The sequence below is a fragment of the Paraeggerthella hominis genome (assembly GCF_021044775.1).
Taxonomy (GTDB): Bacteria; Actinomycetota; Coriobacteriia; order Coriobacteriales; family Eggerthellaceae; genus Paraeggerthella; species Paraeggerthella hominis.
Window position 1 is genome coordinate 1 of record NZ_JAJNOQ010000006.1, and the last position, 14,901, is coordinate 14,901.

Below are 14,901 nucleotides of genomic sequence, written 5' to 3' on the forward strand. Positions count from 1 at the left end.
CAGGTTTCTATCAGCCTTCGCCGCGGCGCCCGTCCCCGGTGGCAACACCCCCCGGGCCTTCGCGAGAGGCAGGGACGAAGGGCCATCCGGGGCGGGTCGGCCAGCAACCCCGCAGGGTCCGCCTCATCGTAATCCGCTTGCGGATCGAGCTGGAAAAGAAAAGACCCGGCAGAGCCAGGTCTAACTGTAATGGGGGCGCGTGCCTGGAACGCGCCCCGGGGCATGTGCGGAGCGCTTTCGAGGCGTGCCCCGAGGCATGCTTTCCCAAGCGTGCCCCGAGGCGTGCCTCCCCCCAAACGTGCCCCAAAATCGCGGCTCTGCGCTCCATGAAGGCTTCCGTGCGCGCATAATTTTGAGCACTTGCATCAAAAGAGCAGGTGGGAAAACTCTAGTGAACCAGTCTATTATTTAAGGTGCGTTTTAGAGAACGCAGGCCCGCGATTTCGTACCAAGTGGAGGCATGCCCGCTGCTAAATTGCCGTCGGCGCGTGGTCGAGGGTCGCGTCGGTCGTCCGCCAGTTGACGCAGGCCATGAACGGGCGGTTTTCCGGGGTGGGTCGGCCTGCGCTCGGATGCGCGGCGCCCCCGCACGAACCCGCTCCCCCGCACGAACCCGCTCCCCCGCACGGATCCGCTCCCTGTGCAAACCCGCGTCCCGCGCGAACCCGCTCCCATATCCGCTTCGCACGCCCGCCGCTTGCCTGCGTTCGGCGGAATCGGTTTTGCAGCGAAAGCTTCTCGCTTGGTCAAATGCTGTTTGCTAGAGGGCCTTGCGCTTGAGGAGCGCCAAATCGGAATCAAGCGACATCAAGTTGACCGGGTGCGATTTAGGCAGCTTTCTCGCAAGGCGCGCAAACCGGAATTCAGCTTGCGAAAACCCCACTCTGATATTCGACCAAGACGGCACGCGTTCTGGGCCAAACCTTCTCTCGGGTGCGGTCAAACGTATGCCAATGGGATCCAACGGCGAAGAGACGTGCTGCCAAAAAGAACAGGACCCTGGCAAGGGTCCTGTTTAAAGGCGGGGCTTCTTGGAGCGCGGATTGTCGCGGATCCGCTCAGGCTGGAATTTATGAAAACAGCCCATACAAGGAGGTGCCAACGGCAACGAATGGGTGTTTCCAACGTTCCCGCCTTACATATACTATAGTTCCTTGGCTACTGATTATCAATATATAAGAAATTGATACTTACTATATTGATAATTGATAGTATAGTTGCTTCAAGTTGATAGCAACCGGATGGAGGCGGCATGGGACGATGCGCGACTGAGGATATCGTAGAGCTTATGAACAACGAATGCTTCTATCGACTGCGCAGCGTTATCGACAGAGGGTTGCTGCTGTTCGAAGATCTCGATCAATACGAGCTCCCGGAGGGGTACACGAAAGACGAGATTTGGTTGATCTTGACTGCCATTCGCAAGCAGGTTGCCATATTCGTTCCCGACGATCCGTATCGCGAGGCCGATTGCTGGTTCATAACCACAAGCGCCATGGCCTTCGACTCGAAGATGTTGGAGATGCGGTGCATGGCGGGCTTTCCGCTGGACAAGGCGCTTGCGTCCTTGAAAGGATCTCCGTTTGTCACGCGCTACATCGAGCGCACGCTTGCTCGGGTTCTGGAAACGGAGGGCGCGCAGGTATCCGACGATCGGATACACGAGATATTCCTAGGCGGTCCGCTGCGCAGTGATCTTGACCGTGTGATCAGCAACTACTTTGAAGTGAGCAGCGACGCCGACCTGCTTGCCGAGCGCGATATCACGTACGGACTGGTCGAAACGCTGTACTATCGATTAACCGAAGGGGTCGACGTTCGCAACGTGCCGCGCAGGGGCGAAGTGTGCCCGCTCGACGAACGCATTGCGCCGCCCACCTCGGCAGCCGCGATCGACGCCGTATGCCGCCGCGCCCGGCTTGACGACGACGAGTTCCGGTTCGGTCCCGTGCTGCGCATAATCAACGTGTCCTGGTTCTTTTGGAACTTCGACGTGTTTCCCTGCCTGAACTCGCTGGTGGGCGTTTTGCTCAGGAACATCATGGCCATCAAGTGGGGCTATCCGGTGCTGAGCTGGCTTCCCGTGGGATACTACCCCTTCGGGGAGTTGAACACGCCGCGCATGAAAGCGCTGTTTACCAACTGGTCGGTCGATTACGGGTTCGGTTTCGATTTCACGTCCTATTTCTCCACGTACGTCAAGCTGTACTTAGCGGAGCTTGACAAACTGGAAGCGTCGGTCGAGCAGTTCCAGCGGCTTAGCGACCTGATCGGCCGCATGTTCGGCGCCGATTTGAATTACCGTCAGCGCTCCATTCTTGCGACCTTGTGCAAAGAACCCGACGCCCTGTTGCGCATCGGGCCTCATCAGCGTACGTTTCGTGTGGCGTATGCAACGGCTCGGGGCGATTTTCTGGAGCTTGAGCAGAAGCGGTACCTTGTACGGGAGCAGCGGGGACGAGCGTTCGTGTTCCAAGCATGCCCGGAGCTGCGTGAAAAGATCGTCAGCCTTGGCGAGGCGGCTTTCGAAGAGCCGGGGCAGCGCGGGTGATTGAGGGACGCGACTTGAGCCGAGCGCGTGCGAAGCTTTCGCTGAACAGCGCGCCTCCCAAGATGAGCGCACCGCCGACAACCTGGATGGGCGCGAGCGATTCGTGCAGCAAGGCGGCGGCTAGAATCACGGCAGAAAGCGGCTCGAGGTAGCCCAGCACCGCTACGGTTTGCGCGGAAACGCCGCCGAAAGAAGAAAAGTACAGGTAGCACCCGAGCCCTGTGTTGATCAAGCCCAACGTAAGAATCCAACCCCATTCATCGGGTGCTATGCGAAATCCCAGATCGCCTTTCCAAGCCATGAACAAAAGCACAAGAAAGAAGCTGGTCACCAGTTGAAGGGCGGAGCTTGCGACGCCGTCCACGCGGTCGGCTTTCTTGCTGAAGATCACCATGGCGGCGTGCATGATAGCCGACATCCATCCGCAGAACATGCCCCAAGCGGAACCGCCGCCGTCAAGCGTTTGCGCGTTCACCAAGACGGCTCCAACAAGCACGGTGCAGAATCCTACCACGTTGGAAAACGTAAGCCGTTCCTTGAAGAGAAACGGGGAAAGTATCATTACCATAATGGGAGCGCAGTAATAGGCGAGCGACGAGATTCCAACGCCTACCAGGCGATACGCCTCGTACAGAAAAATCCAGCTTGCACCCATGGCTGCGCCTGACGCTGCCAGGTACACAAGGTCGGCTCCTTTGGGCAAGCAGGCGGGCAAGCGTCGGGCGGCAATCAGGACGCACACCATCAAAGCGCTCCCTATAAGGGTGCGCAGCAAAACGATGGCATCGCTTGGTAGCGTGATGTGGGCGGCAATGATGCCGTTCGAGCCGAATAGGATCAGCGAGGCGATGAGTTTCACGTACGAAGATTTCATACGCGTTAGTGTGACACGACTTCATCGGATGCGAAAGCGCGCATCGCTCGCAAGCGCGTTTCGGATTGCCGCCGGAACGGTCGGACTTGTTTCAGGGCTGGTTTGGTTGCGGAAGCGAAAGCGGCGCTGTTGGAGGAAGGCTGCTTTTCGAGCGTGCGTGCAGTGCAGCCGGTTTGCACGTGAAGCTCCGCGCATCGATGACCTGCCGTTTGCGTGCGAAGACGCCTCGCGCGCATGACGTTGTGCTACTCTTGTCCGAAAACAATGCGAGACAAGGGAAGTGATGACGTCATGGTGAACGAGAGGATGTACGGGCTGGGGAACGAGCCGTCGGCGATTCGCGAGCTGTTCGCGTACGGGCTGGTGCGCAAGGCTGAAATCGGCGCCGACAACGTGTTCGACTTCAGCATTGGAAACCCGAGCGTCCCCGCGCCCGACGCGGTGAAGCAGGCTGCGCTCGAACTGCTCGATCAGCCAGCCGTGTCGCTTCATGGCTACTCGCCTGCCGCCGGCGTGCCCGAGGTGCGCGCCACCATCGCCGAGAGCATCCGCCGCCGCTTCGACGTGCCCGCTTCGGCTGAGCACATTTACATGACCGTGGGCGCGGCGGCCTCCATCGCCATATCCCTGTCGACCGTCACGCAGCCGGGTGACGAGGTTATCGTGATCAGCCCTTTCTTCCCGGAATACAAGGTGTGGATCGAAACGGCTGGCTGCACGTGCGTAGAGGTTCCCGCACACGTGCCCGATTTTCAGCTTGACATCGATGCCTTGGCGGCGGCCATCGGTCCCAAGACCAGCGCCGTTATTATCAACACGCCGAACAACCCCGTGGGCGCCGTGTACTCGCGCGCGAACCTGGAGGCGCTTGCGAAGCTCCTGACCGAAAAAGAGGCTGAACTGGGTCGCGAGCTGTTCCTGATCAGCGACGAGCCCTACCGCGAAATCGTCTACGAGGGGATCGAGGTCCCCTACGTGCCGTCTTTGTACGCGCGCACCATCGTGTGCTATTCGTACTCGAAGTCGCTTTCGCTTCCGGGCGAGCGCATCGGGTACGTGTTCGTGTCCGACGCCATGGACGACGCGGACCGCGTGTTCGCCGCCGTGGCCGGGGCGGGTCGCGCGCTCGGCTACATTTGCGCTCCGGTGCTGTTCCAGCGCGTGATTGCCGCATGCGTGGACCAGCCGAGCGACGTGGAGGCGTATGCCGAGAACCGCAAGCTTCTGACCGACGGCCTGAGCGCGCTGGGGTACGAATACGTGGAGCCGCAGGGCGCGTTCTACCTGTGGGTGCGCGCGCTGGAAGACGATGCGCAGGCGTTCAGCGACCGCGCCAAGGAGCACGAGCTGCTGATCGTGCCGTCCGACAGCTTCGGCGTGGGCGGCTGGGTGCGCATCAGCTACTGCATCGCGCGCGAAACCATCGTGAACAGCATGCCGGCGTTCAAGGCGCTCATGGAGTCGTATCGCGGCTAGGACCTGTCGTGCAGCTTGGCGAAGCTTCGGCTTGCCGGGTTTTTCGATGCTGGCGAATGCCGTCGTGTTCCGTTGGCATCGAAGCGCAGCGGCGCTTGTTTCGTCTTCCGATCTTCAGGGGGCGCTCCGGGGCGAGGATTCGTCTCGGAGCGCCCCCCTTCTTACAGCAGTTCCAGCAGCTGGTCTACGGCTTCGGGCCTGGTTGCCCAGCTGGTTGCGAAGCGAACGACGGTGCGACCGTCGGGCGTGCGCTCCCAGAATCCGAACGAGACGTCGCGTGCCAGGCGATCGCGCGTGGCGTCGTCGAGGATTACGAACTGCTGGTTCGTGGGTGAATCGATGGCTAGCTGGTAGCCCTTGCTGCGGAATCCTTGGGCGATGCGCTGCGCCAGATCGACGGCGTGGCGCCCCATCGCTTCGTAGCGAAGCTCGCCCTTGTCCTCCTCGAAGAGCGTGGCGAACTGAATGCCCAGCACGCGCCCCTTCGCCAGCAGGCCCCCGCGCTTCTTGACCAGCGTGAAGAAGCGTTCGTCCAGCGGATGCCCGAACGCGGCCAGGTTCTCCTGGGATGCCGGGCGCGAGAACACGACGGCTTCTCCAAACAGCGCTCCCACCTTGGTCCCGCCGATGTAGAACGCGTCGCACAGGCGCGCGATATCGCGCAGGGTGACGTCCGATCCAACGGCGGCCAGCCCGTAGCCCAGGCGCGCGCCGTCCAAGAACAGGCGCATGCCGAAGTCGTGGCACACGGCGGCAAGGTCTTCCAGCTCGGGCAAGGCGTACACCGTGCCGTACTCGGTGGGGTGCGATACGTACACCACGCCCGGCGCTACCATGTGCTCGTGGTTGGCGTCGTTCCAGTACGTCTCGCACAGGTTGCGCACGTCGTTGGCATGCAGCTTGCCGTTATGGTGCGGCAGCGCGAGCACCTTGTGGCCGCAGGCTTCCACGGCGCCTGCTTCATGCGTGTGGATGTGTCCGGTGTCGGCCGAGATCACGCCTTCCCAGGGGCGCAGCAGCTGGTCGAGCGCCACTGCGTTCGTCTGCGTGCCCCCAACCAGGAAGTGCACCGATGCTTCGGGTGCGTTGCAGGCGGTTCGCACCAGGTCGCGCGCCATTGCGCAGTAGTCGTCGGTGCCGTAGCCGGGCGTTTGGTCGAGGTTGGTGGCTGCAAGACGTTCGAGGATGGCCGGGTGAGCCCCCTCCATGTAATCGCTGTCGAAATGAAGCATGGCGTGCGTTCGGGTCCTTTCTTGCTGGGAGGGCGCACGGCTTTGCCCGTTCCGCGGTTCAGCGGCGGCTTGGCAGTACGCGTCTTTTCGGGACGATGATCCGATGCGGCTCGAGCGCGAACAGCTCGGTTGCCGTTAGGGTTTCCTCGCATGATAGCGCACCGTAGCGGCAAGTTTCGGCGCAGACCCCGCAATCGCGGCAAAGGGGAGCGTCGAATTCGAGCACCGTGCCGCCGCCCGCCGCCTTGCCGGCCTTGCGCAGCGCGCCGGTAGGGCAGAACTGGGCGCACAGCGTGCATCCCGAGCAGTGGTCGACGTCGATGCTCAAGCGCGGTGCAAGGCTGCGCGGTATAACGGGGTTGTTGGCGGGCAGCCCGAAGCCGTGCAGGTTGTCGAGCAACTGCCAACGTCGGCGATCGGGTTTGGGGTCCGTTGCGGTGCGGTGCGGGTTGACCAGAGATTTTACAGGGGTTGGCAGCGCTTCGGCTGCCGCATCTGCCAACGTCGAGCGCGCCTGCGAAAGCAGATCGCGCCGCGAAAGCTGCCCGGCGGGGCTCTGTGCGTCCGCCAGGCTTTCGGCTTCCTCGCATGCGCATGTTGTTAGATCGATGCCCCAGATATGGGCGATGCGCTGGGCTTCCAGGGCGGCCTGGGGAAGCCGCGCCACGGCCTGACGATGTTCGCAGGAGGCGCAAGGAGCGCTCAGAAGGAAAACGCGCTGTGCGCCAGCGCATGCGGCATGCAGAATGAGTGCAGCGTCCACCCAGGCCAAGCAAGGCAGAATCAGGGTGCGCTCGACGTCGAGCCCCAGGTTCTCTGCGCCGCGCACGCAGGCGAATCCCATCGTTGCGGGGTTTGGGGCGAACGGCGGATCGTCCGCTTCGCCGTATTCGCACGCTGCACGCTGCTCTGCTTGGGCTTGCTCGCGGGCGGCGGATCCCGCCGCTGCGCACGCTGCGAGCAGCGTGTCGTCATCGTGCGGGGAGATTGCGATCAGCGCATCAACGGGGCAGGCGGTCACGCACGCCCCGCAGTACGCACAGCTTTGCAGATCGATGCGCGGGCCGGAAGCGGCGTCTTTGCCGATGGATTCGTATTCCCTGGCACCGCAGGTTCTCGCTTCTACGCGTGCTGCTCCTGTGGGGCAAGCGTCAGCGCAGGTCGTGCAACTGGCGTGCAGGTCGCGCTCGGAAAGGCAGCGTCCGCTCGTCAGCACCGCCAGTGGCGGCCGGTCGACAATCCGCTGCGCAACATCTATAACGTTCGGCATGGCGCGTCCCCCTTGCTTGCGCGGTTTCGCAACGCCGTTGCACGGGCGCTACGACGTGTAGTGCTGCATGTAATCCAAAATCTCCTGACGAGAGTGCAGGCCCGTCTTCGCGTAGATGCGCTTGATATGCGCATGCGTTGTGCCGGGGCTGATGAAGAGCTCTTCGGCAACGCGCTTTTGCGTGAATCCTAGCGCGTACAGGGCCAGTACCTCCACCTCTCGTTCGGAGAGCATGAACTGTTTGCCTATCTCTTCGGCGTTGTGCTGCATGGACGCTTGGCGCATGTCGGCAAGCGTTTCGTGCTCGTCGAGGCCCATGATCTTCGACAGCACGCTTTGCTGCTTCTCTTTCCGCTTGTCTTCCTTCTCGTTTTCCAGTTGGGCAACGCTTAAGAACTGCGTGAGGACCACCTGGGTTGACAGCACGATGGCCGTTCCCATGACGGCGCACATGAGCATGTCGTTGGCGGACAGCTCGTAGAACTCGATCAGGGCCACGCGCGTGACGGCGCGGCACCCCCAGCACACCATCCAGCCTGCGATGGCGTAGTAGTACGGGTCGCGCCAGCCGCAGCTCATGAACGCGATGATGATGTACCAGCTGAATGCCACCATGAGCGCGTTGAGTGTGGTGGTGAAGATGGCGCCGATGTCCAGCGCATCCGGAAACGCCGCATAGCAGATCAGCGCCAGGCATGCCAGCAGTTCCATCAGCACGAAAATCCCCACGGTCATGATGCGCTGATGCCGCTTCGCAACCAGGAAAACGATAGTGCCGCTGATGCCTACGACTACCAGGAATTCGATGAACCGCGTAACGGGCGTAAACGATATGGGCTGGCCGTTGGGGTATCCGCGCAGCATGCCGTCGACTACGGCCAGGCACCCGACGCCGATAGCGGTAGCTATGAGGAATCGCTTGCTGGTCAGCATGCTCTTTGCAAATCCGAAGTAGTCGCTAGGAAGCGTAATGGAGCGGATGTCGTGAGCAAGCGCCTGCTTGCGTGCCCAGCGGATGCAGGGGTATTGCGCTAGAGCGAGGGCGCACGCCACCAGGTTTCCCAAGGCGATGGGCATGAGCGTGCACAGATAGATTTCAATTTCGCTGAGGATGAGCGCGGCGAACACGTACACGGCGGCCGTGATGGTTGCCGCCCCGCGCGCTCGCAGCAGCCAGTAGAAAATGGCCCCCGACGACGCAAGGGTGCACAAGGTGCTCATGGCGAAATGAGCTTCCCAGCTTTGCACGCCGAACATTTCGAACGCGCCCAGAGCTGCAAGGCCAACGGCTTCGAAGAAGATGCAGACGTGCACGAGCGCGTTGGTAAACGACTTCTTTACCCTTCGCTTCGTAATGGCGATGTACAAGAAGAACACGCCCAGGAAAGCGAGCGCCACCAGCATGGCTCCGTCGGTGAGCATGCCCGCATCGGTGCTGGTGTAGCTTCCGTAGCTTGCTACGATCAGGCCGGCGCGACCGAATGCCAAGCCCACGATCGAGGGCAGCAAAGGCGAGAATTTCCGAAATTCATTGCGAGCGCCGTCTTCCTGCTCGCCTTCGAGCGGTGCCGGGGCGAACAGCGACACCTCGTCATGCTGATCAGCTTCTCCTGCAGCATCGTGCAACCGATCGTCCAACCGTGCCCTCCCCCGAAGCGATCCGTTGATATTCCTGATAACAAGGCCTTTCTTGCAAATTATCCCCAAAGAGGGTACGGAAGCCTTGCGTCGAGGCTCATCATAGCACAGTGTTCTATTCAGGTTTGTAACGGGTGCTTGAGGCTAAGGAGGCGGGGTCGTGGGAGATACGAGAGACGTATACCTCGAGCCGAACGAGCGGGCGGTTATCCGCACCGCCGATGTGTACCAGACGATTATCGACGACGGGGTGTCGGGGTATTCCGATACCCTGCTTGCCGTGGTGGCGAACTTCAGCAACGGCGGCGCGCCCGAGGGTTTCAACGCGCAGAGCATGGTGGGGAAGTCCAAGCGCGGCGAGGTCGCGTTGAGGCTGTTCGCTGTGGTCGATCCGGCAACGGGAACGCTTGCGCGCGTAGGGTTCAAGACGCGCGGCTGCCTTGCCATGACGGCGTGCGCGAGCGTGGTTTGCTCTATGATCGAAGGGAAGACCTTTGACGAAGCGCTTGCCGTGTCCGCCGAGGACGTGAAGGAAGCGCTCGACGGCGTTCCGTGGGACAAGGCTCATACGCCGGTGTTCGCCGTGGAGGGCGTGCGCGCTTTGGTCGGCGACTGGCTCATCCGCCAGGGGGCGACGCTGGATCGGCTGAATCGCGAACTGCCATGCGACGAATATTCGGTCACATGCATGCTGTGCGAGCACTGCTCGCTGCGCGATTCGCGCATTGACTTGCAGGTGAGCGAGGCATTGGCGAAAGCGGGCGTGAGGGCATGAGCGAGGTGCAGGATACGCTGTCGGCGGGCGCCGATTTTCAGGATGCGCCCTGCGATTGTGAAGCGGCTGAAGAAGTTGTCGATCAAGAAGCGGTTGCGTTGGAACTTGCCGAGCGCAATGCGCTTGCGGCCGTGTTCGACGACGTGCGAGAGCAGTCGTCCGACAGCCAGTTGGTCGAACCGACGCGCTGGGTTGACCTGGAGTTGGTTCCTGCCCATATGACGGCGGACGAATTCGAGATGTTCGTGTACGAGTACCTTGAAGACCAGCAAGCTGCTGCTCAGGAGCAGGCGAGCGAGGACGAACCTGCCGTTGTGTATCGAAGCGCCACGCGCGCAGTGGGGGTTCCTCCCGCGATTGTGGCGCCCGCGCCTGTCGAGGAGCCGGACGGCGCCGCTTCCGTGGATTGCGCCTGTTCGCCGGCGTTGGATGACGCCGTGCTCGAGGTTGCCGATGCCGGCAATCTCGAGGTTGTTGATGCTGCTGTCGATCTGGACGAAGCGGCTGCTTCGGAGCCTTCTGTGCAAGACGATCGCAGCCCCTTCGCCAATTTGAACATTCCCGCAGGTTATCGGCTGGTCGAGCTTGAAGGGGAGTGGGTTTTGGTTCCGACCGACGAAGACCCGGAGCCCGTCGAGCGCGTGGTCGATTGTACCGGGATCGTGGCTTTGGTGGGAGCGCGCAGCTACTATCTGTACGACAGCGGCCGCATGACCGACACGTTTGCGCACTGGGCGTTTTTGGCGGCCGAGGACAACAACGTGGTGACGTTCGTGGATTGCGTTCGCGAGGAATCCCGCGTCTACCCGCGTCCGCTGCCTGCCTCGAGCTTGAAGAACCCGCCGTTTCGGTTGACTGACGAGGAGATTGACCGAGCATGGGACGAGGTGCGCGAATCGGGCCTCTATCCCGATGTTCAGCAGACGCGCGCATCGAACGGCGACGTGTACTACTTCTCGACCGAGTACCTTACGCCCACATACGCGGGCTCTCTTGCCGAGTGGGCTTCCGTCGAGCGCTACATGAACGTGTAGCTCGCTTTGCGGGCCGGGCCGGCGGCGATGCGCCGTTGCCCCCGCGTCTGCCGCCGACGTGAACCCGGCTGCGCGCGGCTCGGGGCGGGCCGCGGAGCCTTGCGCAGCCGGGCTCACGTCGGCCCCTTCTCATGGCCTTGCGCACGAAAAACCGCCATCGCTGGCAGGTTCTTGCGGTTTGGGGTCGTCGGAAGACTCCTTGCTTTTGGCGGTAATAGAGCGATCTCGCGTTACGCCAGGTCAAAAATCTATAGAAAATTGCTAGGTGTTCGGATGCCTCTCATCGCACTTCGACAACGACCTCAAACCGTCAAAACCTGCCAGCAAACGCGGTTTTTCGTGCGCAACGGGGCGAAGGGGGGCGCGGGGCTTGCGGATGCGTGCCCCATGCGGGATGCGGGCCCCGTGCGGGATGCGCATCCCCCCGCAGCAGCGTGGGCGCAAATCGGGGCCTGTGGCAAAAACGGAGAACCTCGAGGGCGCCCGCACGAACGGCGCGCCGGTAAAAGGCGTGGTCACATTTGAAGTGCGGATGAAAAGCGGCTTCATTCGGTTTTGCGGGCGTTCGGGATTGTCTCAGCCCCCCTCGCGCCCAACTTTTCCACCGCCCCTCATCTGCCATTCCCGCTACCCTGTTACACAGCGAGGCCCCGGAGCAATTCCGGGGCCTCGTGCTTGGAGGGAGGGGGAGAGGGGTACGGGCATCTGGCTTGCGCCAAGGTGCCCGCATGCGAAATGGCGTTACGGCAGCAAGTTCAAGCCGGCAAGTTCTTCCTTGACGTCGGCCATGCCGTAGTAGTCCAGGCAATCCTTCGTCGGGCAGCCCAGCTTTTCGTCCCAGCCGAACTTAGCGTACGTCATTTCGAGCGCCTTGTTCCAGTCGTCGCGATCCATTTTGTCGGTGCCTTCGGTGAAGGGCTGCTTGTCGGGATCCTTGGTGAACACCCACTCGGTGATGACGTCGTGGACGTTGCGCATGTCGTTGCAGCCTATCGTGCCGTCGGGGTCCATCATGCCGCGCACCGTTGCGGCACGCTGCAGCGTCATGATGCGCGCGCCCGCTTTGTACAGGTCATCCGTGGACACCTGCTCGCCGGTGACGGCGGTGAAGAACTTGGCTTCCAGATCCAGGTCGCCGCGGTAATCGCGCGTCTTCGAGGGGCTCATGGACATGGGCCACACCCAGTTGCACAGCGTAAGCGAGTCGTGCAGCACGTCGGTCACGATGCTCCACCAAGCGAAGTTCGCCTTGTGCTCGTTCATGGGGGTGTAGTTCTTGTCGGCGTCGATGGCGTCCTCGCCGCCCCAGATCTCGGCAGCTATCTGCTTCTTTAGGTCGAAGGGCAAGCCGCAGCCCTGGAAGTTGACGGCGGAGTGGATCATGTCGTCGCGGTTGAACATCATGTTGTACACGCCGCCCACCTGGCCGAAGCATTCGATGGCGTGGTGCACGGGCCAGCCGCGGTAGTTGATCAGCGCGGAAGCCGGCTTGTCGAACCATCCCATGTCGTCCCAGCGCTTGCACCACACGATGGGGCCGTGCGCGATGTAGGACATCTCGTTGTCGCCCTTGGCAATGTGCTGCAGCACCTTCACCATCAAGCTGGGATCGTTGCTCTTGAGGCCCTCCCAGTCGAACAACGCGTATTCCTCGGGCGGCAGCACGCGCTCGAAGATGCCGGTCGCGTAGCAGTGCGCGATGTCGCGGTACAGCTGCGCGTAGTTGCACCACAAGCCCAGGTCGTCGACCGTAGAGCCCATAGCCTGGTTCCAAATTACAAAATCCTCGGAGCCGTTTTCAACGGTGGTCTTGTCTCCCAAAATCTTGATCATGTACAGGAACGGGAAGTTCGGCACGCAGGTGTTGCCCGTGATCTCGAAGCCGCCGTTGTCCTTGCTGCCGGGTACGCGCAGGTCCGAGTAACAGTGGATGGGGCAGCTGTGGCAGCCGTTCATCTTGATGGTGTACTTCTCGGCTTCAGGGCCGTCGTCCTTTACGGACTTCATGCAGCGGTAGCCCACCGTGTTCAATTCGCCGGGCTTGGGCTCGCCGGTTTCGATGGGGCCGCCTTCGGCCTGCGCCCAGTACAGACCCTTGCGCGCCGTCCAGCGGGAGCCCTTGTCGTAGTACTCGGCCCATTCCTGCTGCGTGGAGGGAACCACGTGGTTGTTGTTCGATCCCACGATATCGCGCAGCATGTAGTCGGACAGCTCCGCTACCGTTTGCGGGTCGGCTACGTTCACGCTGCCGTTGCCTTCGACCACCAGAGCCTTGATCTTCTTCGATCCCATGATGGTGCCCACGCCGGCGCCTGCCGAGTGGTTGCGCGAGTTCATGAGGCATGCGTACGGAACCAGGTTCTCGCCGGCGGGGCCGATGGTGGCCACGCATGCGCTCATGCCCTCGATGCGGTTCAGCGTTTCGGTGGTGGCGCGGGTTCCCATGCCCCAGATGAAGCTGGCGTCCTTGATTTCCACCTGGTCGTCTTTGATGTGCAGGTACACGGGCTTGCTGGAAGCGCCCTCAAGCACGATGGCGTCGTAGCCGGCCAGCTTGATCTTCGCGCCGATCATGCCGCCGCAGTGCGCATCGACCGGAAGGTGGTCGGTGGTGAAGGTGGACAAGAAGCTGATGGTGGTGCGGCCGGCCAAGGGCACGCCCGATGCCGTCAGGGGGCCAACGGCGAAGACGATCTTGGACTCGGGCGCCAAAGGATCGGTTCCTGCGGGAACTTCGTCGTAGATGATCTTGTTGGCAAGGCCCATGCCGCCGATGTAAGCCTTGTAGGGGTCGGTCGGTTGCGTCGTGATCGCGCCCGTGCTGAGGTCGACGCGGAGGATCTTACCGGCCCATCCGTACGATTTTTCGTCAGCCATGTTTGCATCTCCAAATTCTTGATAGTCGGCTCTTTGTTGTGTGAGAACCCAGGGGATGCGTGCGGAACACGGTGACAGAATTCGTCGCCGCCCAGTATGCCTTGCTCTTCTGAAGTGCGCGTACCCTGTTTGAGGGTATTTCGCAAAAATGCCCGATTAAAGCCAAAAGCACCTCAAAGAGGGTAGGGACGTTTGCGTAGGGTAGGCATACTGCAATTGTTGTGTGAACCAGGAAACGCAGAAATGCAAGGATAGCGCGGGACGGGCCTCCCTGGGCGCAAAGGAAAGCGCTCGCAGGGCGGCGAAACCACTGAAACGAGACTCACCATATATGTGAGGGGGGAGTATCAGGCTATGTCAGATACCAATCTGAACAACAACACCTCCGAGGAACAGCGCGCTCAGGCCAAGGAGCCCGCAGCGGCTGGATCCGCTGCGACGCCCGCCGCGTCCGAGGAGACTCCGAAGAAGAAAAACATCACGCGCCGCGACGTGCTGGCCATGGCCGGTTGCGGTGTAGCCGGCTTGGTGGTCGGTGGCGTGCTGGCTTCGTGGGGCGTGACGTCCGCCTCGATCGCCTCGGGGCGCATCGACATTCGCACGACGCCCACCAAGATGATCGTGACCGACCGTGCCCGCTGTTCGGGCTGCCAGCGTTGCGAGATGATGTGCACGCTGAAGAACGACGGTCGCGTGTGCCAGCACATTGCTCGCGTGCGTGTGTGGGAAAACTACAACTGGGGGGCCGGCCCCGACACCGGCGACGGCGTGTTCGGCGACGGCAACGGAGCTTGCGAGTTCACGGTGGAGCATTGCAAGCAGTGCGCCGACCCGCAGTGCATGAACTACTGCCCGGTTCACGCCATCTACTGCGACGAAGAAAGCGGCGCGCGCACGGTAGACGTCAAGAAGTGCATCGGATGCGGCATGTGCCACATGGCGTGCCCGTGGAACATGCCCGTGGTGGACTCCGAAACGGGCGTCTCGACGAAGTGCATTTCGTGCGGCCGCTGCGCCGAGCAGTGCCCCAATGGCGCCATCAAGTTCATCGACTGGGAAGACATTGCTCAGAAGGTCATCGATCAGGGCGTCGTGAGGACGGCGACCCTCGTGCAGGGATAACCCCGGTTCATCTGTTGTTGATGCGCGACAAGCGCATGATTCAAGGAGAGGA

At 61.7% G+C, this 14,901-nt stretch carries 10 protein-coding genes; 5 read left to right on the top strand and 5 right to left on the bottom strand.

All coding sequences use genetic code 11. The annotated features are described in order from the left end of the window. The first annotated feature begins 1,252 nt into the window (after positions 1 to 1,252). Positions 1,253 to 2,551 (top strand): hypothetical protein, encoded by a 1,299-nt coding sequence (locus LQE90_RS07625; RefSeq protein ID WP_114567303.1) that lies wholly within the window; start codon positions 1,253 to 1,255, stop codon positions 2,549 to 2,551. Here the strand turns inward: LQE90_RS07625 and LQE90_RS07630 are convergent. Continuing rightward, positions 2,505 to 3,410 carry a DMT family transporter gene (locus tag LQE90_RS07630; protein WP_216529341.1) on the bottom strand — a complete coding sequence of 302 codons (906 nt, stop codon included), beginning with the start codon at positions 3,408 to 3,410 and terminating at the stop codon, positions 2,505 to 2,507. The genes LQE90_RS07625 and LQE90_RS07630 overlap by 47 nt on opposite strands. 306 nt (positions 3,411 to 3,716) lie before the next feature. On the opposite strand from LQE90_RS07630, the gene LQE90_RS07635 reads away from it, so the two are divergent. Beyond that, positions 3,717 to 4,901, top strand: coding sequence for a pyridoxal phosphate-dependent aminotransferase (locus LQE90_RS07635; RefSeq protein ID WP_216529342.1), 1,185 nt, complete (start codon positions 3,717 to 3,719; stop codon positions 4,899 to 4,901). Positions 4,902 to 5,062: 161 nt separating this feature from the next. Here LQE90_RS07635 and LQE90_RS07640 read toward each other — a convergent pair whose 3' ends face one another. The 3 genes from LQE90_RS07640 to LQE90_RS07650 are packed head-to-tail and all read right to left on the bottom strand — an operon-like array spanning position 5,063 to position 9,041. Next, positions 5,063 to 6,133: a threonine aldolase family protein gene (locus LQE90_RS07640; RefSeq protein ID WP_216529343.1), complete on the bottom strand. Its 1,071-nt coding sequence runs from the start codon at positions 6,131 to 6,133 to the stop codon at positions 5,063 to 5,065. 58 nt (positions 6,134 to 6,191) lie between these two features. Beyond that, positions 6,192 to 7,403 (bottom strand): 4Fe-4S binding protein, encoded by a 1,212-nt coding sequence (locus tag LQE90_RS07645; RefSeq protein ID WP_216529344.1) that lies wholly within the window; start codon positions 7,401 to 7,403, stop codon positions 6,192 to 6,194. A 48-nt stretch (positions 7,404 to 7,451) separates the two neighbouring features. Next, complete coding sequence (locus LQE90_RS07650; RefSeq protein WP_231088252.1) at positions 7,452 to 9,041, bottom strand: response regulator transcription factor; 1,590 nt, start codon at positions 9,039 to 9,041, stop codon at positions 7,452 to 7,454. 160 nt (positions 9,042 to 9,201) lie between these two features. Here LQE90_RS07650 and LQE90_RS07655 point away from each other — a divergent pair, with 160 nt between their 5' ends. Together LQE90_RS07655 and LQE90_RS07660 are read left to right on the top strand one after the other, a co-directional pair. Further along, on the top strand, positions 9,202 to 9,816 hold the full coding sequence (locus tag LQE90_RS07655) for an iron-sulfur cluster assembly scaffold protein (RefSeq protein ID WP_225749733.1): 615 nt from the start codon (positions 9,202 to 9,204) through the stop codon (positions 9,814 to 9,816). Next, positions 9,813 to 10,850, top strand: a complete 1,038-nt coding sequence (locus tag LQE90_RS07660) for a YdhW C-terminal domain-containing protein (RefSeq protein ID WP_114567298.1) — start codon at positions 9,813 to 9,815, stop codon at positions 10,848 to 10,850. Before LQE90_RS07655 ends, LQE90_RS07660 begins: the two co-directional genes overlap by 4 nt. Before the next feature lie 741 nt (positions 10,851 to 11,591). Here LQE90_RS07660 and LQE90_RS07665 read toward each other — a convergent pair. Continuing rightward, on the bottom strand, positions 11,592 to 13,727 hold the full coding sequence (locus tag LQE90_RS07665; RefSeq protein ID WP_114567297.1) for an aldehyde ferredoxin oxidoreductase: 2,136 nt from the start codon (positions 13,725 to 13,727) through the stop codon (positions 11,592 to 11,594). 354 nt (positions 13,728 to 14,081) lie between these two features. On the opposite strand from LQE90_RS07665, the gene LQE90_RS07670 reads away from it, so the two are divergent. Then, complete coding sequence (locus tag LQE90_RS07670; RefSeq protein ID WP_114567296.1) at positions 14,082 to 14,849, top strand: 4Fe-4S binding protein; 768 nt, start codon at positions 14,082 to 14,084, stop codon at positions 14,847 to 14,849. Positions 14,850 to 14,901 lie beyond the last annotated feature (52 nt).

Coding starts and splice junctions, on each gene's coding strand:
- LQE90_RS07625 (WP_114567303.1), top strand. CDS start 1,253: ATGGGACGATGCGCGACTGAGGATATCGTAGAGCTTATGAACAACGAA.
- LQE90_RS07635 (WP_216529342.1), top strand. CDS start 3,717: ATGGTGAACGAGAGGATGTACGGGCTGGGGAACGAGCCGTCGGCGATT.
- LQE90_RS07640 (WP_216529343.1), bottom strand. CDS start 6,133: ATGCTTCATTTCGACAGCGATTACATGGAGGGGGCTCACCCGGCCATC.
- LQE90_RS07645 (WP_216529344.1), bottom strand. CDS start 7,403: ATGCCGAACGTTATAGATGTTGCGCAGCGGATTGTCGACCGGCCGCCA.
- LQE90_RS07660 (WP_114567298.1), top strand. CDS start 9,813: ATGAGCGAGGTGCAGGATACGCTGTCGGCGGGCGCCGATTTTCAGGAT.
- LQE90_RS07665 (WP_114567297.1), bottom strand. CDS start 13,727: ATGGCTGACGAAAAATCGTACGGATGGGCCGGTAAGATCCTCCGCGTC.
- LQE90_RS07670 (WP_114567296.1), top strand. CDS start 14,082: ATGTCAGATACCAATCTGAACAACAACACCTCCGAGGAACAGCGCGCT.